The sequence below is a fragment of the Mesorhizobium sp. WSM4308 genome, from assembly GCF_002294905.1.
GTDB lineage: Bacteria > Pseudomonadota > Alphaproteobacteria > Rhizobiales > Rhizobiaceae > Mesorhizobium.
This window is the reverse complement of record NZ_NSFW01000001.1, coordinates 284,783-305,650: the sequence shown is the minus strand read 5'-3', so window position 1 is coordinate 305,650 and position 20,868 is coordinate 284,783. Positions and strand designations below refer to the sequence as shown.

Below are 20,868 nucleotides of genomic sequence, written 5' to 3'. Positions count from 1 at the left end.
ATTCGATTCTCGAACCTGGCCGGTCCGAGAATTAATTCTGCGTTCTTGGCTGTCAATCGAAATTGGAATATTTTATTCCTTCGAGCATCGAAGCGCTCCAGAGGGTCCATGTCCGTTCTGAAGAAGATCAATGCGAAGCTCGACGGCATGGCGCCAGGCGACCGCGAGATCGGCCAGTACATCGTCGACAATCCCGACCAGATGCTGCGCCTGTCGACGGCAGCGCTGGCAGCCGAGATCGGGCGCAGTCAGTCGAGTGTCGTCAAGTTCAGCCAGAAGCTTGGCTATGCCAGCTATCAGGAGCTCAAGCTCGCCGTCAGCGAGGCCAAGGCACAGGACTGGCAGGTGCCGGCCGGCGTCATCCACGGCTCGATCGAGGTTGGCGACACCTATCCGGTCATCCTCAAGAAACTGATCGGCAGCAAGCTTCTGTCGACGCAGCAGACCGTCGCCGCCAACAGCGAGCGCATCATCTCCCGGACGCTGGAGCTGCTCGATGGCGCGCGCCGCATCCATCTGGTCGGCGTCGGCGCCTCCTCGCTGGTGGCGCGCGATTTCTCCTACAAGCTGATGAAGCTCGGCCGCAACGTGCTGCACGACAGCGACAGCCACATCCAGATGGCCAATGCCGCGACGCTGGGGCCCGGCGACGTGTTGTTCGCGCTGTCCTATTCCGGCGCCAGCATCGAAACCTTGCGTATCGCCGAGCTGGCCGCCAAGCGCGGCACGACGGTGATCGCCGTCACCGGCCTGCACGACAATCCGCTGAGCCGCGTCGCCGACATCCGCCTCTACACCATCGCCGACGAGGAGCGCGCGCGCTCTTCCTCGATCACCGCGCGCGACGCGCAGCTGACGCTGACCGATCTGTTGTTCATCCTTTTGCTGCAGAAGCAGCCGGACGCCAACGACTATGTCCACAACAGCGAGGCGGCGGTCTCGGTGCTGAAGGCCGAGCGGTCCTCGTAGCGCAGGCCGCCTGTTCGGCGGATGGGTTATCGCTGGCGGGTTCAGCAAAGCGCTACCAGGTCGTGTGCACCCTTAGCTTGAACGAACGGCCTTCAGCCAGGCGCGCCCGGTGCCGATCCAGCCACCGGCTTGAACCGGCAGGTCGGCCCGCGGTTGCCCTCAAACGTGCAGCAACGCGCCCATTTCCGTGATCTTATATATCAGGAGATGCTTATATTTTGAGATGCTGTGCCGCTTCGCTCACTATGCAGAAAGAGCGCAATGTAAAATATACGCTTACTTAACCTCCGCGTGCATACTGCGGAGTGGGCAGGCCTGTTTGCTTGCTCTCCCGCACGAATTGAGAATGCGCATGTCGGTTACGCGTCGTACGCTGCTTATGGCCGGAAGCGGTGGGTTGCTGATCTCGCAGGCTCAGGCGGCCAGCACTCAGGCGCAGAACGCCCCAAAGCCCGTCGCAAGCGGCGATGCGTTGCGTATCGCAATGCCGGCCTTTGCTTCCAATCCGTTCTTCCCGGCCGATGGGCTGGGCGACAATGGCATAGACATGGAACTGGCGCACGGCATCGCTGCGCAGCTTGGCGTGGCGCCGGTGTTCGACCGCTCCGCCGCAACGTTCGACGGCATGGTGAATCTGGTGAGTTCCGGCCAAGCGGATCTGGCGATCGGCAAGCTCAGCCGGACCCTTCAGCGCGGTCGGTCGATCGTCTATTCCCGGCCCTACGCCATGCTGCGCCAAGGGCTGATCGCCAACCGGCTCAACCTGGCGCGTATTGCGCAAGGCAAGCCGCCCGAGCAGATCATCCGCGATTTCACGGGCGATCTCGGCGTGATCGAGGGCTCTTCATTCGCCACCTATGCGCCGACAACCTTCCCGCAGGCGCAGATCCGACGCTTCGCCAGCTGGGATCTGATCATCGATGCGATCCGCAACGGGACGCTCGACATGGCCTACCGCGATGATTTCGAGATCAAGAAACTGATGGTCGACGATCCGTCGATGACGGTCGTCGCGCGCTCGATCACGCTGACCGACAAGGTCGATACCATCGCCGTCGGCGTGCGGCCGGACAATCCGCACCTCGCGGCCTTTGTCGACCTCTATCTCGATCTCGCCCGGGGGCAGCAGGTTCTCAACACGGACGAGATCATCGCCCGCTATCGCCAGGGGAGCAAAGCCTGACATGGCCATCTCCGACGTAGCCGGTCCCGTGCCTTTCGATTGGCGCCTCGCGGCAAGGCGTATCTTGCGCTCGCCGGTGACGACGCTCGCAATGATCGGGGCAGGGATCCTGTGCGGTCTCTACCATCCGGCCTTTGCCCATGCGATCAGCCCCGTCGCGCAGCTCTACCTGAATTTCCTCAAGATGGTCGTCCTGCCTTACCTGGTCTCGTCGGTCATCTTCTCCATCACGGCGATGGTCCAGGATCCCAAATCGGTGCGTTACCTCGGCAAGGTGGGTATGGCCGTTCTGGTCGTGTCGTTCCTGGGCGTACTGGTGAGCGGCACCTTGTCGCTGATCCTCCAGCCGGGCCAGATCGAGAACCCCCAGTCGCGAATCGAGCTTGGCGAGTTCATCAATTCGCAAGGCAGCGTCTCCACCGATCTCGCCTTCCCGTTCCAGCCGCCATCCAATGAAGGCGCCGACAGCGGGCATTCGATCCTGCTCGACCTGGTGCCGAACAATGTCTTCAACGCGCTGGCCTCGGGCCAGACCATCCAGGTCCTGCTGTTCTGCCTGCTTTTCGGGCTCGCCATGGGCAAGATCCCCCAACCTTCGTCCATGAGCCTGACTCAGGCGCTCAACGCGGTCTACCGGGCCTGTACGGTCCTCACCAACTGGTTCATCTGGGGATTGCCCTTCGCAACCTTCATCCTGATCGCGGACCAGACCGCGACGACCGGGACCAAGCCGCTCATGCTGATGGGCGGTTACCTGCTGGTGATGGGCCTCTCCTGCCTCATATTCGTCGCCGGCGCCTTTGCCATTGTCGCCATCCGGTCGCGGCGCAGCTACTGGACGACGATCAAGACCTGCCAGCCCCTGCTGATGGTGGCCATCACCACACGCTCCACCGTCGCTTCGCTGCCGTGGGTCATCAACTTGTTGAGCGAGCGCCTGCGGTTCAACCTGGTGGTCGTCGAACTGCTGGTGCCGCTGCAGGCGGCATTGCTGCGCACCGGCCCGGCGCTGCTCTACACCTCGGGCACACTGTTCATCGCCCAGCTCTACGGCCATCCGCTCGGCGTGCCAGACCTCGTGCTCGTCGGCATCGCCTCGGCGCTTCTCGCGCTCACGACCGGCGGCATGGGCAGCCTGCTCATCCTGTCCCAGATGTCCATCGTGTGCGGCTACCTGAAGCTCCCCTTTGAAGCGGCGTTCGCCCTGTTCGTCGCGGTGGATGCGGCCGTGGACACGTTCATGACGCTGGCCAGCGTTTGCACGGTCGCGGCGAGCACGGCAATGATCGCGCCCAGCCACAGGGAGGCGACGCAGCCTGTCGAAACCGTCTCGGAACCGCTCGAAGCCGAGCCGGTCCGATGATCGACGACAGCATCCGTCCTCAGCTCGGCATTGTCGGCGGCCTCGGGCCGCTTGCATCGGCCGACTTCTACTTCAAGCTGACCCGAATGACGCAGGCATTCCGGGACAACGACCATGTGCCTGCCGTCATCCTCAGCGTGCCACAGCTGCCCGACAGGACCGAGGCGATCCTCGGCAACCATGACGGACCGCTGGCGCCTCTGAAAGCCGCGGTGTCGACGCTCAATGTGCTCGGTGTTACCTATATCGCCATGCCTTGCAACACCGCCCATCATTGGTACGACCAACTGGCGGCGAATTCGCAAGCGCAGATCATCCATATCGGCGACGCAGCCGTGTCCGAAACGCGTCGTGGCCTGGACCGGGGCCGGGTTGCGATTCTCGCCACCCAGGGCACGCTGGTCTCTGGCTTCTATCAGGACAAGATGTCGGCGGCGGGATTTGGGCTCTGCCTTCCCGCGAACACCGAGTTCCAGGAGCGCGTGGACAACGCGATCAGTCTCGTCAAGGCCGGTTCGACGATGGAGGCGGCGATCGAGACCGAGCGCGCGCTTGATATCGCGCAAACGGCCGGCGCCGATGCCGCCCTTCTTGGCTGCACCGAACTGTCGGTGGTGGCCGCCAGCCTCAACGATGTCAGTGGATTGGTCGTCATCGACAGCAATGCGGCCCTGGCGCGAGCCTGTCTGACACGATTGGGTTTCGGTGCGCAAGACGCTCGGGGCCTGCTGGCCGTACCGCAGCTGCCGGGACATGACCGATCGCTGCACGCCAGTTCTGTCATACTGGCTAGATGCTCGGTTCCATGAAGGTGGAAATGTCACGGGCTGCCGGCGCTCTTCATCCAGGCGCCGGGCGTCACTCCGACCACGGACTTGAACACGCGCGTCAGATGCGCCTGGCCGAAGAAGCCGGTCGCTTCCGCGGCAAGCGCGGCGGCGTCATGTGCCATCATCGCCTTCGGCCTGCCGATCCGCGTCTGCATCTGCCAGCAATGCGGCTGCTGGAAAGTCGTCCGCGCCGATGCTTATGGTCAGTTGAGCCTAAACGCTTTCGAGATAGGTCTCGATCTCGAAATCGCTGACGTTGAGAGCAAACGTATTCAACTCCTGGCGTTTGCAGGCGACGAAGGAGTCGCGCAGGATCGCCGGGAAGATCTCCGCCACATGCGTACCGCTTTCGAAGGTGGCGATCGCCGAGGCCCAGTCCGGCGGCAGCTTGGCTGGTGCCGCGCCTTGTCCGTCGCTCCCGGTCGGCTCGCCCGGCGACATCTGCCTTTCGATGCCGATCAGGGCCGCGCCCAATATGGCGGCAAGCACCAGATAGGGATTGGCGTCCGCCCCCGACACGCGATGCTCGATGCGGCGCGCTCCGGTCGGGCCGCCGGGAATGCGGATCGCGACCATGCGGTTCTCGTAACCCCAGGCGACCGCGGTCGGCGCATAGGAACGCGGGCGGAGCCTGCGGTAGGAATTGAAGTGCGGTGCGAACACCAGCGTGCTCTCGGCCATCGCCGCCAACAGCCCGCCGACCGCGTGGCGCATGGTTTCCGAGCCCTGGTCGGTGCCGTCGTCGAACACATTGCGCCCTTCGGCGTCGACCAGGCTGAAATGGACGTGAAAGCCGTTGCCGGCGCGGTCGCCATAGGGTTTGGCCATGAAGCAGGCGGCAAAGCCGTGCTTGCGGGCAATGCCCTTCACCGTGCGCTTGAACAGCACGGCGTCGTCGGCCGCCCGCAGCGCGTCGGCGACATGGTTCAGATTGATCTCGAACTGGCCGACGCCATTTTCGGCAATCGCCGTGTCGACGGGAATGCCTTGCGCCCGGCAGGCTTCGTAGACGTCGTGGATGAAGGCTTCGAAATCGTCGATCTCGTCGATCGACAGCGCCGCGTCGGAATCGAGGCGCCGCCCGGTGACCGGCGAGACAGGGCCGACCGGCCGCTGCGATTGCGGATCAACCAGATAGAATTCAAGTTCCGTTGCCGCGACCGGGGTCAGGCCGAGCGCCCTGTAGCGGTCGAGGATACGGGCCAGCGCCCGCCGCGGATCGCCGAGATACGGCGCGCCGCTTTCATCGGCGAGCCAGAGCGGGACAAGCGCGGTCGGATGCGCCGTCCAGTCCACCGGCAGGATGCCGCGTCCCGTCCATTGGCAGAGCCCATCGGCATCGCCGGTGGAGAAGACCAGCGTGTTGCCTTCGATATCCTCGCCCCAGATGTCGAGCCCGATCAGCGAATAGGGCATGCGCAGCTTGCCTTCCAGCGCCTTGCGGGCCTGCTCCACCGGTATGCGTTTTCCCCGCATGACGCCGTTGAGGTCGCACACCGCCGCCCTCAGGCTCTGTATGTCGCTTCTGCTTTCAAGCCAGCTCAGAACGTCCGCAATTGCATCGCTCAATTTTAAAACCTCTGGTTTTCGAAGGTGCCCAAGCCCTGCCGGCTGCGCTATCCCTGGTAAAAAATGCTTGTGAGTTTTCGGAAAGCCTATCCAGCCGCTGCGGGATATTTTTCCTTATTTTTTCAAGTCACTAGCTGGGATATCGGGAGGCATTTCAAAACCAATTGCGCGATCTGCGATCGCAACATAAGGGCTAGAAGGCGGAAAGCCAAGGGGCATTCGGCATGCCTGCTTCGCCGCCGGGCTGGCACGATCGGCCTTTGGGGCGAGCGACTATCGTCGTCCAATCCTAGCCTCTGGCGCCCGGAAATCTGGCCTGGCGCAGGATGTGCGCCGCGCCTTCGTCGATGTCGCGAGCGATGGCCGCGCGAGCACGCGCCGCGTCCTGCGCCTCGATCGCGGCGACGACTTCCTCGTGATAGTCGATGTCGAGGATGGAGGCGAGATCGTCCTCGAACCCCATGGCGAGGTTCCTGAGGAAGGGGCCGACCTGCATCCACACGGTCTCGATCAGGAAGATCATCTGCTCGTTACCACAATGGCGATAGATCGAGAATTTGAAGGCGTAATTCTTCCTGAGATAGTCGTCGATATCGCCCTCGCGCGCAGCCAGGGTCAATTCGGTGCTGTGGCGTCGGATCGTCCGCAGATTGTTGCCGTTGATGCGCTTTGTCGCGAGTTCGGTCGCCGAGCCTTCCAGAATCGTGCGCACGGCGGTCAATTGCGAAAACCGTTCGGCCGAAATGACCGGCACTTCGACGCTGCCGTTCGGCATCGGGCTTAGCGCACGCAGCGCCTGCAGCCGCATGAAGGCGCTGCGCACTGGCATGTCGCTGGTGCCGAGTTCCTTGGCGAGCTTGCGCGACGTCAGCTTCTGGCCGGGCGTGAACTGGCCCGACATCAGTGCCCGCACAAGCTCCAGATAGACCTTCTCATGCAGGGGTACGCTGTCGATGGCGCTCAGCCCGAATCGTGTTCTGTCGGCCATTGGCGGGCGCTACTTCGTTCGTTCTGAAATCTGGCCTGACGACGGCAGCCGCAGGTGATCCTGATTGGGCCGAGCACGGCGGACGCCGAAGTCAGCGATATATCGGTGCATGATAGACGCCTCAATCGTTACGCGGCAAGCCGTTGGCAATGCGGCCAAGGGCAGGTCGCGCGACACGATGCCGGCGCAGGCGGGAGATTGTCCTGCAGCCCGGTTTCGCGCAGCTCGGACAACGCAGCCGGCTTTGTCTGTGATTGGCATGCATGATCAGCGTCGGCGCCATGTATCGCGTTCGCCTCGGCGCAACGTTCGCTGGGCAGCGTAATTGCTGGCCTTTCGGCCTGGTTTGCAGGCACGCGGCATCCGCGTGGCGGTTTGCAATATCGCGCTCACAAATCTTGACCTTGCGCGCACTTGCACGTCCGGCCGCTCTCTGGCTTTTTGGGGCACCCATCCGAACGGACTGATTCGCGTCATGCCGCTCGATTGCAGTGTCTTGCAGACAGTCTGCTCGTGGGTCGTGAAGCGCGCGCAATTGGCGAAGGAGAAGCAGGCATGGCCGAGTTCAAGAAGCCGGAAATCTCCGAGATGAGGCCCAAGATCACCGTTATCGGCGTCGGCGGCGGCGGCGGCAATGCCATCAACAACATGATCGTGGAGCAGCTTCAGGGAACCGAATTCATCGCCGCCAACACAGATGCCCAGGCGCTGACCATGTCGAAGGCGACGCGGCTGATCCAGCTTGGCGCGCATGTCACCGAAGGTCTGGGCGCCGGCTCGCTGCCCGAGATCGGTCGCGCCGCGGCCGAGGAATCGCTCGACGAGATCATGGACCATCTGGCCGGCACGCATATGTGCTTCGTTACTGCCGGCATGGGCGGCGGCACCGGCACCGGCGCAGCCCCGATCATCGCGCAAGCGGCGCGCAAGGCCGGCATACTGACGGTGGGCGTCGTCACCAAGCCCTTCACTTTCGAGGGCCGGCGTCGCATGCAGATGGCCGAGGAGGGCATCGAGCGGCTGCGCGAAGCCGCCGACACCGTGATCGTCATCCCGAACCAGAACCTGTTTAGGATCGCCGATGCCAAGACCACCTTCGCCGATGCCTTCGTCATTGCCGACCGGGTGCTTTATTCCGGCGTCAGCTGCATCACCGATCTCATCGTCAAGGAAGGCCTGATCAATCTCGACTTCGCCGACGTCAAATCGGTCATGCGCGGCATGGGCCGCGCCATGATGGGAACCGGCGAGGCATCAGGCGAAAGCCGGGCGATGAAGGCGGCGGAAGCCGCGATCGCCAACCCACTGCTCGACGAAGTCTCGATGAAGGGCGCCAAGGGCGTGCTGGTCTCGATATCGGGCGGCCGCGACATGACCCTGTTCGAGGTCGACGAGGCCGCCACCCGCATCCGCGAGGAGGTCTACGAGGATGCCGATATCATCGTCGGCGCCATCTTCGACAAGAGCATGGAAGGCCGTTTCAGGGTTTCCGTGGTAGCAACCGGTCTCGATAGGGCGATCGGCGACGCCGATGCCGGCATCGCGCATGACCATTCCATGCCGTCCGCGGCACGGATCTTGCAGTAGACTTTTCTCCTCGAATTGACGGAGCCTTGGGGAGGCGGCCTGCGGAATGACGCAGGCGCGCCGCACTTGCTTGCGCTCCATGTTCGGGCAAAGCGGCCATCTCCGATCGAAATTTAAAACGTTTGCATTTTTGCAAAAGGCAATTACAAACGTTTCAAACTCGCCTGAGGGAGGATCGATGACCACCCGCGTCATCACGCTGAAGGAGCTTGCGGCAAGCCTCGACCTGTCGATCACGACGGTTTCGCGGGCGCTTGCCGGCCATGAGCAGATCGCGCTGAAGACGCGTGAGCGCGTTGCGCAGGCGGCGCGCCAGGCCGGCTATGTGCCCAACACCGCGGCGCGTACGCTCGTCTCGGGTCGCAGCGGTTTCGTCGGCCTCGTCCTGCCGATACGCGGCCCCAATCTTGTCGATTCCTTCCTGGGCGAATTCGTCACCGGGCTCGGCGAAGGGCTGGTCTCGCATGGCGCCGACCTCATTTTGGCCACGGCCGCACTTGGCCATTCCGAACTGTCGGTGCTGCGCCACGTCGTCGAATCGGGGCGCGCCGATGGCGTCGTCGTCACCCGCATTGCCGAGACCGACGAGCGCCTTGCCTATCTGCGCGAGCGTGGCTTCCCGTTCGTCGCTCATGGCCGGCTGCTCGACAGCGACTTTGGCTACAACTGGCTCGACACGGATGGCGCGCACGCCTTCGGCGAAGCCTTTGACATGCTCTATGATCTCGGCCACCGCCATTTCGGCCTGGTGACGATCTCGGAAGCGATGACCTTTCGCCATCTCAGGCAAGATGGCCTTGCCGCGGCCATCGCCCGGCGGGGCGACCCCTCGGTGCGGCTCGACGTGGTCACGGCGCCGCGCTTCGACCAAGAGGCGCGCATCGAGGCCGTCAACCGGATGCTGCGAGGCCCCGACAGGCCGACGGCCATTGTCGCTTTGTTCGACGAACTGGCGCTGACCGTGATGGAGGAGGCCGCCCGTGCGGGGCTCGGTGTGCCGCGCGACCTGTCCGTTATCGGCTTCGACAACATCGCCGCCTCCGCCTATGCGCCGCCGGGCCTCACCACATTCGACGCCTCGATCCGCCACTGCGCGCGCGAGATCGCCGACATGCTGCTCACTGTCATTGCCGAGAAACCCGGCAAGCCGCTGACGCGGCTGATCCGGCCGACACTGGTACAGCGGGCAAGCCATGGGCCGGCGCCACGGACAAGAAGCTGACGCCGCAATGCCGGCGCATATCCAGGGAGGAAGACCATGATGAGAGCATTGAAGACACTGGCTGGTGCCGCGCTGGCGCTGTCGATCGCCGTCGGTGGCGCCCAGGCTCAGCAGGTGCTGTTTTGGTCGACACAGGCGCGCCCGGTCGAGGAGACGCAGAAGATGCGCGACGAGGTGCTGAAAGGCTTCGAAGGCGCGGTCGACTATCAGGTTGCCGAGGACGGTCCCTGGCTCACCCGCCTGCAGGCGGAATTGCAGGCCGGCTCCGGCACGATCGGCCTGCTTGGCGGCCTGCACGGCGATTTCTCCACGGTCGGCGCCAATCTTGTCGACCTGTCGGCTGTCGATGTCGGCGGGGTCAAGGTCAACGAGGCCTACAAGAAGCTCGGCATGCTCGGCACCGGCGAGCAGAAATACCTGCCCTGGATGCAGGCCACCTACCTGATGGCGGCCAACAAGCAGGCGCTGCAATATCTGCCGGCGGGCACCGATCTCAACACCATCACCTATGACCAGCTGATCGAATGGTCGAAGAACATCGCCGAAAAGACCGGCTCGCCGAAATTCGGTTTTCCGGCTGGCCCCAAGGGACTGAAGCATCGCTTCTTCGAAGGCTTTCTCTATCCGTCCTACACCGGTTCGATGGTCACGAAATTCCGTTCGGCCGAGGCCGAGACGGCGTGGAACAAGTTCAAGGAATTGTGGCAGTACACCAACCCGAACTCGACCAACTATGCCTTCATGCAGGAGCCTCTGCTTTCGGGCGAAGTCTGGGTGGCGTTCGACCATGTCGCGCGGCTCGCCGATGCCTTCAACAAGAAGCCGGATCAGTTTGTCGCTTTTCCCGCGCCGGCCGGGCCTGCCGGCCGCGGCTTCATGCCTGTCGTGGCCGGCATTGCCATTCCGAAGACCTCGCCGGACCAGGAGAAGGCCAAGGCGCTGGTCGCCTATATGCTGAAGCCGGAAACACAGATCGCGACGCTCAAGGCGACCAATTTCTTCCCCGTCGTCGACGTCAAGCTGCCCGACGACATGCCGGCCTCGGTCAAGGCGTTCGGCCCTGCCATCGCCACCATGATTGGTGCTCCCGATGCAGTGCCGGCGCTGTTGCCGATGGGGCTCGGCGACCTCGGCGGCAAGTTCAACCAGGTCTACACCGACTCCTTCGAGCGCATCGTGCTCGGCGGTGAGGACGTGCACGGCGTCCTCGAACAGCAGGCGGCCGCCCTGAAGGCGATCATCGACCAGGCGAAGGCGCCATGCTGGGCGCCCGACAAGCCATCCCAGGGCGCTTGCCCGGTGGAATAGGCGGACCATGATCCCGAACCGAAGGACCGCGTCAGCGAAAAGTGGAAGCCGGTTTTCGCAAAAGATCATGGTCAAACGATAAGACATCCTCCCGAGGGGGCGTCCGGAGTTTGTTGCACTCCGGGCGCCCGGACCGCGGCACGGCGGCATCGCAAAGGACAAACACCATGCACGGCAAGGCTCTGCCCTATCTGCTGCTGATGCCGGCGACACTGTTCCTGTGCATCTTCTTCCTTTATCCATTCGCGCTCGTCGCCTTCGAGGCGGTGACCCGCGACGGCGCCTTCACCCTCGACAATTTCCGCACCATGGCCGGCAGCTGGAAATTCCCCGCCACGGTGCGCAACACCTTGATGCTGGCGGCAATCGTCGTGCCGATCCAACTGACCATGGCGTTGCTGATGGCAAGCGTGGTGTCGCGGCTGGAGACCGGGCGCAGCGCGGCCCTTTACGTCTTCGCCATTCCGCTCGGCATTTCCGACCTCGCCGCCGGGCTGATCTGGCTCGCCATCTTCGACCAGTCCGGCTTCCTCAACACGCTGCTTTCCAGCCTGGGCGTCGTCGACAGGCCGGTCATGTTCCTCGGCTACCAGAGCAAGCTGACCATCTTCATCGCCGTGGCGCTGGCCGAGATCTGGCGGGCCACGGCAATCATGATGGTCATCCTCGTCGCCGGCATGGGTCTGATCCCCAAGGAATATTACGAGGCGGCCGAGGTGTTCGGGGCAAGCCCGTGGCAGCGCTTCCGGCGTATCACGTTGCCATTGCTGCGCCCCAGCCTGCAGACAGCGATCATCCTGCGCGTCATCCTCGCCTTCGAGGTCTTCGCCGTCGTCGCGGCACTCGGCGGTACCAATCTGCCGGTGCTGATGGGCGAAACCTACAACTGGCAGTTCACGCTGCAGGACCGCAATGTCGCCGCCGCCTCGGCGCTGCTCATCCTCGCCATCTCGATCGGCTTCACGCTGTTTTTCCTCAGGGTGCTGCGTGTGCCCAAGGAGGCACGGATATGAAGGAGGCCCGGATATGAGCGCCGTTGCAGAGACGCCGGTCGCAGCCGTCGCCGACGCACGCAAGGCCGGCGACTGGCTGCTGATCGCCACCGCCATCCTGCTTGGCGTCTGGGTGCTGTTGCCGATCTATCTGCTGATCGTCAACGCGCTGTCGTCGCCCGATCAGGTGACGGCTTTCCCAAAGCGCTTCTTCCCGTCCTTCGATCTCGGCAGCCTCTCGTTCTTCATCAATTTCGCCGGCGTTGCCAGGGCGCTGTGGAATTCGGTGCTTGTCGCCACGCTGACGATGATCCTGGCCATCGGTTTCGGCGCGCCGGCCGGTTACGCGCTGTCGCGCTTCGATTTTCCAGGGAAGGGCAGCTTCCGCTTCCTGGTGCTGATGACCAGGGCCTTCCCGCTGCCGCTTCTGGCGCTGCCGCTGGCGGTGATGTTCATCCGCACCGGCCTCGACGACACCGCCATCGGGCTGGCGCTGGTGCACACCACACTGGCGCTGCCGTTCGCTGTGCTGATCACCTTCTCGCTGTTTTCGGGCATTCCCGTTGAGCTGGAGGAAGCAGCCTGGACGCTCGGCTGCACGCGCTGGCAGGCCTTCCGCAAGGTGATCCTGCCGCTGGCGCTGCCGGGCATAGCCGCATCGGCGGTATTTGCCTTCACCATCTCCTGGAACGAGGTGTTCGCGGCTGCCGTGCTCACCATCGAAAACCGTACGCTGACCGCCTTCCTGCTGCAGAGCCTTGGCGAGTCGCCGCTCTATCTCAAATTCGCCGGCGGGGCGGCGCTGGTCGTGCCGGCGCTGATCTTCATCTTCGCCGTCCGCAAATACCTTTTCGCCATGTGGGGGATCGCCAACCGATGATGCGTTACACGGAGACGGCCCATGGCTGAAATCGCGATCAAGGGCGTGGCCAAGCGCTTCGGCGGCTTCACGGCGCTGCATCAGGTCGACCTCACAATATCTGACCAGGAATTCATGGTGCTGCTCGGCGCGTCGGGCTGCGGCAAAACCACGTTGCTCAGGATTGTCGCCGGGCTGGAACGCCCAAGCCAGGGCGAGGTGTGGATCGGCGGCCGCCGCGTCGACCATCTGCCGCCACGTGAGCGCGGCATCGCCATGGTGTTCCAGAACTATGCCGTCTTTCCGCATCTGACCGTGTTCGAGAACATCGCCTTCGGCCTGCGCATGAAGAAATTGCCGCAGCAGGAGGTCGAGCGCCGCGTCAACCGCACTGCCGAACTCATGCACATCGAGCAATTGCTGAAGCGCTATTCCGGCCAATTGTCCGGCGGCCAGCGCCAGCGTGTCGCGGTCGCCCGCGCGCTCGCCATGGAGCCCGACGTCATCCTGATGGACGAGCCGCTGTCGAACCTCGACGCGCTGCTGCGGCTGGAAATGCGCGCCGAACTCAAGGGCGTGCTGGCGGCATCGAAGACCACCACCATCTATGTCACCCACGACCAGGTCGAGGCGATGAGCCTCGCCGACCGCATCGCCGTCATGCATCAGGGCCGCATCGTCCAGGCGGCCTCGCCGGTCGAGGTCTACCGCAATCCGGCCGCACGTTTCGTCGGCTCCTTCATCGGCAATCCGCCGATGAATTTTATCCCGGCGACCAAGGCCGCGAACGGCAGGTGGACCGTTGCCGGGCTGACGCTGCCTGGCCCCAGCTCGGACAGGCCGAAGCTCGAATTCGCCATCCGTCCCGAGGATGTCGACGCGGGCGCCGAGGGTTTGCACGCCACGGTGCGCGTCATCGAGCCGCTCGGGCCGCATACGCTGGTCACCTGCGATGTCGAGGGCGGCCTGTTCCGCGCCATCCTGGACTCCAACGCCAGCGTTCAGGTCGGCGACGATCTGCGCCTGGCGCCCAAACCCGACCGCATCCGCTGGTTCGACCCTGAAAACACCAATGCCGTTTGATGCCGAAAGCCCTGAAACGCCCATGACTTCTTCTGCCAATGCCGACATCATCGCCCGCGCCGTCGAGGTGCTCAGGGAGAACGACCAGGGCGCCTACACCATCCCGACAAAGGATCTCTACCCGTTCCAGTGGAACTGGGATTCCTGCCTGACCGCGCTCGGCCTTGCCCATTACGACGAGGCGCGGGCCTGGACCGAGATGGAGACCTTGTTCGCGCATCAGTGGCCGGACGGCATGGTGCCGCACATCGTCTTTCATGTCTGGAACGACGGCTATTTTCCCGGCCCCGAAGTCTGGCGGACTGGCCGTCCGACAGCGACATCCGGCATCACCCAGCCGGCGGTCGCCGGCTTTGCCGCGCGCCGGCTGTTCGACCGGGCGAACGACAAGAAACTGGCGGCGGAGCGGGCTCGCGCATTGCTGCCGAAGATCGATGCCTGGCACCGCTGGTTCTATGAGAACCGCGACCCCAAGGGGGAGGGGCTGGTCGCCATCATCCATCCCTGGGAGTCCGGCCGCGACAATTCCATTGACTGGGACGATGCCTTCGAGCGCGTGCCGACCGACGGCGTCGAGCCCTATACGCGCCGCGACACCTTGCACGCCGACCCGGCGCATCGGCCAACGCGCGAGCAGTATGACCGCTACATCTGGCTGGTGCAGCATTTTCGCGGGCTTGGCTGGAACAATGCGAGGCTGCATGACGCCTCGCCCTTCCAGGTCGTCGATCCCGGCTTCAACGCCATCCTGATCCGTGCCGCGACCGATCTTGCCGATCTCGCCGAGGCACTCGGCGAGACCGAAATTGCCGCCGCCAACCGTGCCCGCGCGCAAAAGGGCCTGGCGGCCATGGTACGGCTGTGGAGCGAGGCGCGTGGCCAATACCTCTGCCTCGACCGCGTCACCGGCGATTTGATCGACAGCGCGTCGGTGGGCGGCCTCCTGCCGGCCTTCGCGGCCATCCCCAAGCCTCGTGCCGCCGCAATCGCCGCAACCGTCGAACGGCTTGCCGGCAAGGCACGCTATGTCGTGCCGTCGCATGATCCAGGCGATCCGCGCTTCGACGTCAAGCGCTATTGGCGCGGTCCGGTCTGGCTGGTGGTCAACTACATGATATCAGATGGGCTTACCGCCGCCGGCCACGGCCAAGTGGCGCGGCGCATCACTCAGTCCAGCCTCGATCTGATCCGGGAAAGCGGCTTTGCCGAATACTACGATCCGCTGACCGGCGAGCCGCTCGGCGGCGGCCGTTTCACATGGACGGCGGCGATGGTGATCGAGTTCCTGCGTGGTGCGTAAGTGCGCTGGCCGCCTCTTCAGGACGCTTTCTCGCCGATCAGCTCAAACCGTTCGATCTCGCATTGCCGGGCGACCAGCGCCAGGATTGCCGTCGACGGTTCGATCGCGTCGGGCTGCTTCCATTCGAGATTGAACGAGTAGATGAAGCGGTCGCGGTCGGCGTCGTGCTCCATCATCGAAAGGCGCGCGTCATAGCCAAGCGGGCGCACCATCTCCTGAAGGTCGGGCGGGGATCCCTTCGCCCAGGAGACAGACAGGACCGCATGGTGGTCGCGCGGGATCCGGAGGTCGACCCATTTCAGCGCCTGAAGCGTCACCAGGGTCAGCAGCGTCGTGATTGCGGCAAGGCCAAACTGGCCGCCGCCAAACGCAAGCCCGATCATCGTCATGATCCACATCGTGGCGGCGGTGGTGACGCCGGTCACGAGATCGCCGCGCCGGAGGATGGCGCCGCCGCCGATGAAGCCGACGCCGGTCAGCACGCCAAGCGGAAAACGCAACACATCCATGCGAGCGAAGGAGTCCGCTCCCTTGCCCATCGTATCGAGCAGCAAGTTGGCCTGGATCATGGCAACCGCGGCGGCAAGCCCGACCAGGATGGTCGTCCGAAGCCCTGCGGTGTGGCCGCGCGCTTCCCTGTTCAGACCGATCAGGAAACCTGCCGCCAGCACAAGCAGGAGGCGTGCGACGAGATCGGGCCAGGTCGGATGAAGCGGCATATCGCAGCAAAGCGGTTCGAACATCGTTCCGTGCTCCGCCCCCCCATTCCCGGGATTTTCAACACCGCCCGGCACCGATGGTTCCTCGCGGCGCTATGCTTCACGCCCTCGGGGCGAGCCTGGCGTGTCGGTCACCGGACGGCGAAACCCAGCACCAGTGCCAGGACAACGATACCGACCAGGCCGGCGATGAAGATGATTCGCTGCGCGCGGGTGCGCAGGATGATTTCGCCCTGCCTTGCGTCCTGTCCGGAAAAAACCGGTCCCTGCCTGCCGCGATCCTTGCTCATGACGTGCTCCTTCCGGCCGGCGCTGCGACCCTGAACCTCAACTGAAGAACCGTTTTGCTCCCCGGAGGTTCCAGCCGAACGCGCGGCCCATCGACCACGCCGCCGCGCGATTTGAACGGCGGCGCTTGACTCCGGCGAAGCCTTGTGAAAAATTTTGCAGCAACTGATAAAAATATCATAGGGTGGAAATGGTAGGGTTCGGCAACGGCCTCCTGCGCGACGACGAAACCAGCATGGCGACGCGTGCCGCGTGGCTTCACTATGCCGGCGGCCTGACCCAGTCCGAGGTCGCCAAGCGGCTGGGGCTGACCAGCCTCAAGGCCCATCGCCTCATCACCAAGGCCAACCAGGAAGGGCTGGTGAAGGTCTATATCGACGGCGAAGTGTCGGAATGCGTCGAGCTCGAGGACGAACTGTCCCGCCGCTACGGCCTCGATTATTGCGAGGTGGTTCCGGACTTCGATTCCGAGGATCTGCCGCTCAAGGCGCTCGGCATTGCCGGCGCGCAGTTCCTCAAGCGCGAGATCGAGCGCGGCGAGGAAGCGCTGATCGGCGTCGGCCATGGCCGCACGCTTGCCGCCTGCGTGGAATATCTGCCGCGCACCTCGACCGACAAGATCCGCTTCGTCTCGCTGCTGGGCGGCCTTACGCGCAAATTCTCGGCCAACCCGCATGACGTCATCCACCGCCTGGCCGAACGCACGGGCGCCGAAGCCTATGTCATGCCGGTGCCGATGTTCGCCAACACGGCCGAGGACCGCACCGTCCTGCTCGGGCAGAAGGGCATCAGCGAGGTCTTCGATCTCGCGCGCTCCGCCGACCTGTTGTTCGCCGGCATCGGCACCGCCGAACGCGAGGCGTCGCTGGTTGCCACCGGCATGATCGAAAAGGGCGAGATGGAGGAGATCCGCCGCAATGGCGGCGTCGGCGAATTGCTCGGCCATTTCTTCGATGAGGCCGGCAAGGCGGTGGCGACGACCGTTTCCGACCGGGCGCTGGCCTTGACGCGCGAGGACATTGCCAGCCGCCGGATCGTCGCCGTCGCCGGCGGCAAGATCAAGGTTCGCGCCATCAAGTCGGTGCTCGAAGGCCGCTATCTCAAGGGCTTGATAACAGACGAGCGGACGGCGCGATCGCTCGTGGAAGAGACGCCGGTCGGGTAGCCGGCATCAGTTTCAGTTGAAACTACCCTGTGGAGGAGAAGACGAAATGCATGAGAAAGAGAAAGACCTCATTGATGCCTTCCTGCGCGGACAAGTCGACCGTCGCGGGCTGATCAAGGGCCTCGGTGCCATGGGCCTTGCCGCCGGCACCGCCGGCACGCTGCTCAATCTTGGGCAGACCCGCGCGCTTGCCGCCGACTTCGACTGGCAGGCGCATAAGGGCAAGACCATCAAGCTCCTGCTCAACAAGCATCCCTATGCCGATGCGATGATCGCCGATCTCGAAAACTTCAAGAAGCTGACCGGCATGAACGTTGTCTATGACGTGTTCCCGGAAGACGTCTATTTCGACAAGGTCACGGCAGCTCTTTCGGCAAGCTCGCCCGAATACGATGCCTTCATGACCGGCGCCTACATGACCTGGACCTATGGCCCTGCCGGCTGGATCACCGACCTCAATGAATGGATCAAGGATCCGGCCAAGACCAACCCGAACTATGCCTGGGACGACTTCCTGCCCGGCGTCAAGAACTCCTGTGCCTGGAATGGCAAGCCGGGCGGCGCGCTGGGTTCGGATGATGCAAAGCAGTGGTGCATTCCGTGGGGCTTCGAACAGAACAACATCACCTACAACAAGGCGATGTTCGACAAGGCCGGCGTCACCATTCCCGGCAACATGGACGAGATGGTTGCCGCGGCGGCCAAGCTCACCAAGGATGTCGGTGGCGGCGTCTATGGCATCGGCGTGCGTGGCTCGCGTTCCTGGGCGACGATCCATCCGGGCTTCCTGTCGGCCTACGCCAATTTTGACCAGAAGGACCTCAACGTTTCGGCGGACGGCAAATTGTCGGCCGCTATGAACACCACCCAGTCCAAGGCTTTCCACAAGCAGTGGGTTCAGATGATCCAGGAGAGCGGCCCCAAGGACTGGTCGACCTACACCTGGTATCAGGTCGGCACCGATCTCGGTGCCGGCGCCTCGGCGATGATCTTCGACGCCGATATCCTCGGTTACTTCATGAACGGCGGCGACAACAAGATGGCCGGCAAGCTCGCCTTCGCAAGCTTCAAGGCCAACCCGGCAGCCAAGGCGGCGACACCCAACATCTGGATCTGGTCGCTGGCGATGTCCAATTTCTCGAAGGACAAGGACGCCACCTGGTATTTCATGCAATGGGCCTCCGGGCCGGAGCATGGGCTTTTCGGCGCGACCAAGATGGACTTCGTCAATCCGGTCCGCCAGTCGGTCTGGAAGGACGAGATGTTCCGCGAAAAGCTGAACAAGAGCTATCCCGGTTATGTCGAGATGTTCGACGCCTCGGCGCCGGGCGCCTCGATCAAGTTCACCGCCCAGCCGCTGTTCTTCGATCTCACCACCGAATGGGCGGCGACGCTGCAGAAGATGGTGGCCAAGGAAGTGCCGGTCGACGAGGGCCTCGACAAGCTCGCCGAAAGCATCAACGGCCAGCTCAAGGAAGCCGGGCTCGGCTAAGTCGCAACGAGGGCCGGCCTGCCTGGCCGGCCGGCCCTCATCACGCCTTTTCACGTTTGCGATGCGGTGCCGGAAGGTGGCCGCCATTCGCCCCACCGGTCGCCTTGCTCCCTTGGGCGGCCGGCAGGGCGAAGCGACAGCAACAACGGAGCAACTCGATGACTGCGGTGGTATCGCAAAGGCCCAAGCCATCCGGCTTCAGGATCAGCAAGCGGGTGCTGCCCTATGTGCTCAGCCTGCCGGCGTTGCTCGTCTGCATCGGCATCCTGATCCCGTTCCTCACCTCGGTCGTCTATTCCTTCCAGCGCTATCGGCTGAGCCAGCCTTGGGCGCGGCAGTTCAACTGGGGCGACAACTACATCTCCTTCTTCACCGACCCGAAATTCTGGAACACGCTCAAGGTGTCGCTGCTCTATGCCGGCACCACAGTCGTGCTGGAACTGCTTCTCGGCCTCGCCATCGCCTTGCTGCTGCAGAAGCGCTCGACGCTGAACAACTTCATCTCGATCATGCTGTTGATGCCGCTGATGACGGCGCCCGCACTTGCCGCGCTGATGTGGAAGCTGATGACCAATCCCGGCTTCGGCGTGCTCAGCTATGTCGCTAGCCTCATCGGCCTGCAGGATTTCCGCTGGGCGTCGTCGCCGTCGACGGCGCTGTTCACGGTGGTGCTGGTCGATATCTGGGTCTACACGCCCTTCATCATGATCCTGCTGCTCGCGGGCCTGCGCAGCCTGCCGACGCAGCCCTTCGAAGCGGCCGCGCTCGATGGCGTGCCGCGAAGCTTCGTCTTCTTCCGCATCACACTGCCGATGCTGACGCCCTACATCCTGACGGCGACTTTGTTCCGGCTGCTCGATTCCATCCAGCAGTTCGATATCATCTATGCGATGACACAAGGCGGGCCGGGCGACACGCTGACCGTCTTCCAGGTCGAGGCCTATCTCAACTTCTTCCAGTCGACCAATGTCGGCCGCTCTGCGGCGCTGATGATCATCCTGTGGGCGATCACCTATTTCCTCTCCAACATCTTCATCAAGAACTGGCTCAGGCTGCGCGAACGCGCCCGTGGCCAGGCATAGGAGGCCGGGATGGAACACACCTCGCTTCTCGAGCGCATCCTGCGCGGCATAGCCCTGACGCTGGTCGTGATCTTCTTCATGTTCCCGATCGTCTGGATCTTCATGATGTCGTTCCAGACCAACGAGACGATCCTGCGCATCCCGCCGCAGCTGATCTTCGAGCCGACGCTCGCCAACTACACCGCGCTGGTCACCGGCAAGCTGATGACCGCCGCCGGCACGCTCGACATCGCCTTCATGCGCAACCTCTGGAATTCGGTGTTCCTGTCGGTGACCTCGGTCGCGGTCTCGCTGCTTCTCGGCGTGCCGGCGGCCTATGCCTTCGCGCGCCACAAATTCCGAGGCTCGGAGGACATCGCCTTCACACTGCTGTCGTTCAAATTCGCGCCGGCGCTGCTGGTGCTGCTGCCGCTCACCCTCTATTTCCAGAAGCTCGGGCTCGCCAACACCTATGTCGGCCTGATCTGGGTCTACCAGCTGATCTGCCTGCCGCTAATCCTGTGGATCGTGCGCGGCTATTTCGAGGATATTCCGGCCGACATCGAATATGCCTACCGCATCGGCGGCCATTCCTGGTTCGCCACCTTCCGCAAGATCGCGCTGCCGCTCGCCGGTCCCGGCATCGCCGCCGCCGGCCTGCTCGCCTTCATCTTCGCCTGGAACAATTTCGTCTTCGCGCTGGTGCTGGCCTCGGCCGACAAGCAGCCGGTGACGGTCGGCGCGCTTGCCTTCATCACCTCCTCCGGCATCCAGTACGGCCAGATCTCGGCGGCCATCGTGCTCTCGATCACACCGACGCTGGCGCTCGCCCTCTATGCGCAGCGCTATCTCGTCGAAGGCCTCTCGCTTGGCGCGGTGAAAGGATAGAC

The 20,868-nt window shown here is 63.6% G+C and carries 19 protein-coding genes and 1 pseudogene; 15 read left to right on the top strand and 5 right to left on the bottom strand.

Annotated elements, in window-relative coordinates; all coding sequences use genetic code 11:
• Positions 1–108 precede the first annotated feature (108 nt).
• From CK227_RS01440 to CK227_RS01425, 4 genes are all read left to right on the top strand, one after another.
• A complete protein-coding gene (locus CK227_RS01440) occupies positions 109–969 on the top strand; it encodes a MurR/RpiR family transcriptional regulator (protein WP_095771186.1) in 861 nt (286 codons plus the stop codon).
• Positions 970–1,321: 352 nt separating this feature from the next.
• Complete coding sequence (locus CK227_RS01435; protein ID WP_179296356.1) at positions 1,322–2,152, top strand: transporter substrate-binding domain-containing protein; 831 nt, start codon at positions 1,322–1,324, stop codon at positions 2,150–2,152.
• Position 2,153: 1 nt separating this feature from the next.
• On the top strand, positions 2,154–3,515 hold the full coding sequence (locus CK227_RS01430; RefSeq protein ID WP_095771185.1) for a cation:dicarboxylase symporter family transporter: 1,362 nt from the start codon (positions 2,154–2,156) through the stop codon (positions 3,513–3,515).
• Entirely contained in the window at positions 3,512–4,324 is an 813-nt protein-coding gene (locus CK227_RS01425; protein ID WP_095771184.1) for an amino acid racemase, read from the top strand. Before CK227_RS01430 ends, CK227_RS01425 begins: the two co-directional genes overlap by 4 nt.
• Before the next feature lie 11 nt (positions 4,325–4,335).
• On the opposite strand, the gene CK227_RS37770 is transcribed toward CK227_RS01425, so the two are convergent.
• The 3 genes from CK227_RS37770 to CK227_RS01410 form a co-directional block, all read right to left on the bottom strand.
• On the bottom strand, positions 4,336–4,467 hold the full coding sequence (locus CK227_RS37770) for a helix-turn-helix transcriptional regulator (protein WP_210421570.1): 132 nt from the start codon (positions 4,465–4,467) through the stop codon (positions 4,336–4,338).
• A gap of 91 nt (positions 4,468–4,558) precedes the next feature.
• Positions 4,559–5,914, bottom strand: a complete 1,356-nt coding sequence (locus CK227_RS01415; protein WP_095771183.1) for a glutamine synthetase family protein — start codon at positions 5,912–5,914, stop codon at positions 4,559–4,561.
• A 289-nt stretch (positions 5,915–6,203) separates the two neighbouring features.
• The gene (locus tag CK227_RS01410) at positions 6,204–6,902 is read right to left on the bottom strand and encodes a GntR family transcriptional regulator (protein ID WP_095771182.1); all 699 of its coding nucleotides are present in this window, start codon (positions 6,900–6,902) and stop codon (positions 6,204–6,206) included.
• A gap of 555 nt (positions 6,903–7,457) precedes the next feature.
• Here CK227_RS01410 and ftsZ point away from each other — a divergent pair.
• The 7 genes and pseudogenes from ftsZ to CK227_RS01375 form a co-directional block, all read left to right on the top strand.
• Positions 7,458–8,414, top strand: a pseudogene (gene ftsZ, locus CK227_RS01405) (cell division protein FtsZ); the annotation flags it as partial.
• A 253-nt stretch (positions 8,415–8,667) separates the two neighbouring features.
• Positions 8,668–9,711: a substrate-binding domain-containing protein gene (locus CK227_RS01400; protein WP_095771180.1), complete on the top strand. Its 1,044-nt coding sequence runs from the start codon at positions 8,668–8,670 to the stop codon at positions 9,709–9,711.
• A 36-nt stretch (positions 9,712–9,747) separates the two neighbouring features.
• Positions 9,748–11,019 carry an ABC transporter substrate-binding protein gene (locus CK227_RS01395; RefSeq protein ID WP_095771179.1) on the top strand — a complete coding sequence of 424 codons (1,272 nt, stop codon included), beginning with the start codon at positions 9,748–9,750 and terminating at the stop codon, positions 11,017–11,019.
• A gap of 167 nt (positions 11,020–11,186) precedes the next feature.
• The gene (locus CK227_RS01390; protein ID WP_095771178.1) at positions 11,187–12,032 is read left to right on the top strand and encodes a sugar ABC transporter permease; all 846 of its coding nucleotides are present in this window, start codon (positions 11,187–11,189) and stop codon (positions 12,030–12,032) included.
• 13 nt (positions 12,033–12,045) lie between these two features.
• Positions 12,046–12,891, top strand: coding sequence for a carbohydrate ABC transporter permease (locus CK227_RS01385; RefSeq protein WP_095771177.1), 846 nt, complete (start codon positions 12,046–12,048; stop codon positions 12,889–12,891).
• Between the two features lie 21 nt (positions 12,892–12,912).
• Entirely contained in the window at positions 12,913–13,953 is a 1,041-nt protein-coding gene (locus tag CK227_RS01380) for an ABC transporter ATP-binding protein (RefSeq protein WP_095771176.1), read from the top strand.
• Between the two features lie 22 nt (positions 13,954–13,975).
• Positions 13,976–15,253, top strand: a complete 1,278-nt coding sequence (locus CK227_RS01375; RefSeq protein WP_095771442.1) for a trehalase family glycosidase — start codon at positions 13,976–13,978, stop codon at positions 15,251–15,253.
• 17 nt (positions 15,254–15,270) lie between these two features.
• Here the strand turns inward: CK227_RS01375 and CK227_RS01370 are convergent, their stop codons facing one another.
• Both CK227_RS01370 and CK227_RS01365 read right to left on the bottom strand, forming a co-directional pair.
• Positions 15,271–15,996, bottom strand: a complete 726-nt coding sequence (locus CK227_RS01370; RefSeq protein ID WP_095771175.1) for an MgtC/SapB family protein — start codon at positions 15,994–15,996, stop codon at positions 15,271–15,273.
• A 107-nt stretch (positions 15,997–16,103) separates the two neighbouring features.
• Positions 16,104–16,262 (bottom strand): peptide ABC transporter permease, encoded by a 159-nt coding sequence (locus CK227_RS01365; protein WP_095771174.1) that lies wholly within the window; start codon positions 16,260–16,262, stop codon positions 16,104–16,106.
• 188 nt (positions 16,263–16,450) lie between these two features.
• Here CK227_RS01365 and CK227_RS01360 point away from each other — a divergent pair, with 188 nt between their 5' ends.
• The 4 genes from CK227_RS01360 to CK227_RS01345 all read left to right on the top strand — a co-directional run bounded on the left by CK227_RS01360 (position 16,451) and on the right by CK227_RS01345 (position 20,866).
• Positions 16,451–17,425, top strand: a complete 975-nt coding sequence (locus CK227_RS01360) for a sugar-binding transcriptional regulator (RefSeq protein WP_095198847.1) — start codon at positions 16,451–16,453, stop codon at positions 17,423–17,425.
• A 46-nt stretch (positions 17,426–17,471) separates the two neighbouring features.
• Entirely contained in the window at positions 17,472–18,917 is a 1,446-nt protein-coding gene (locus CK227_RS01355) for an extracellular solute-binding protein (protein WP_095771173.1), read from the top strand.
• 158 nt (positions 18,918–19,075) lie between these two features.
• Positions 19,076–19,999, top strand: a complete 924-nt coding sequence (locus CK227_RS01350) for a sugar ABC transporter permease (RefSeq protein WP_095771172.1) — start codon at positions 19,076–19,078, stop codon at positions 19,997–19,999.
• Positions 20,000–20,008: 9 nt separating this feature from the next.
• Positions 20,009–20,866: a carbohydrate ABC transporter permease gene (locus CK227_RS01345; protein WP_095771171.1), complete on the top strand. Its 858-nt coding sequence runs from the start codon at positions 20,009–20,011 to the stop codon at positions 20,864–20,866.
• Positions 20,867–20,868: the final 2 nt, after the last annotated feature.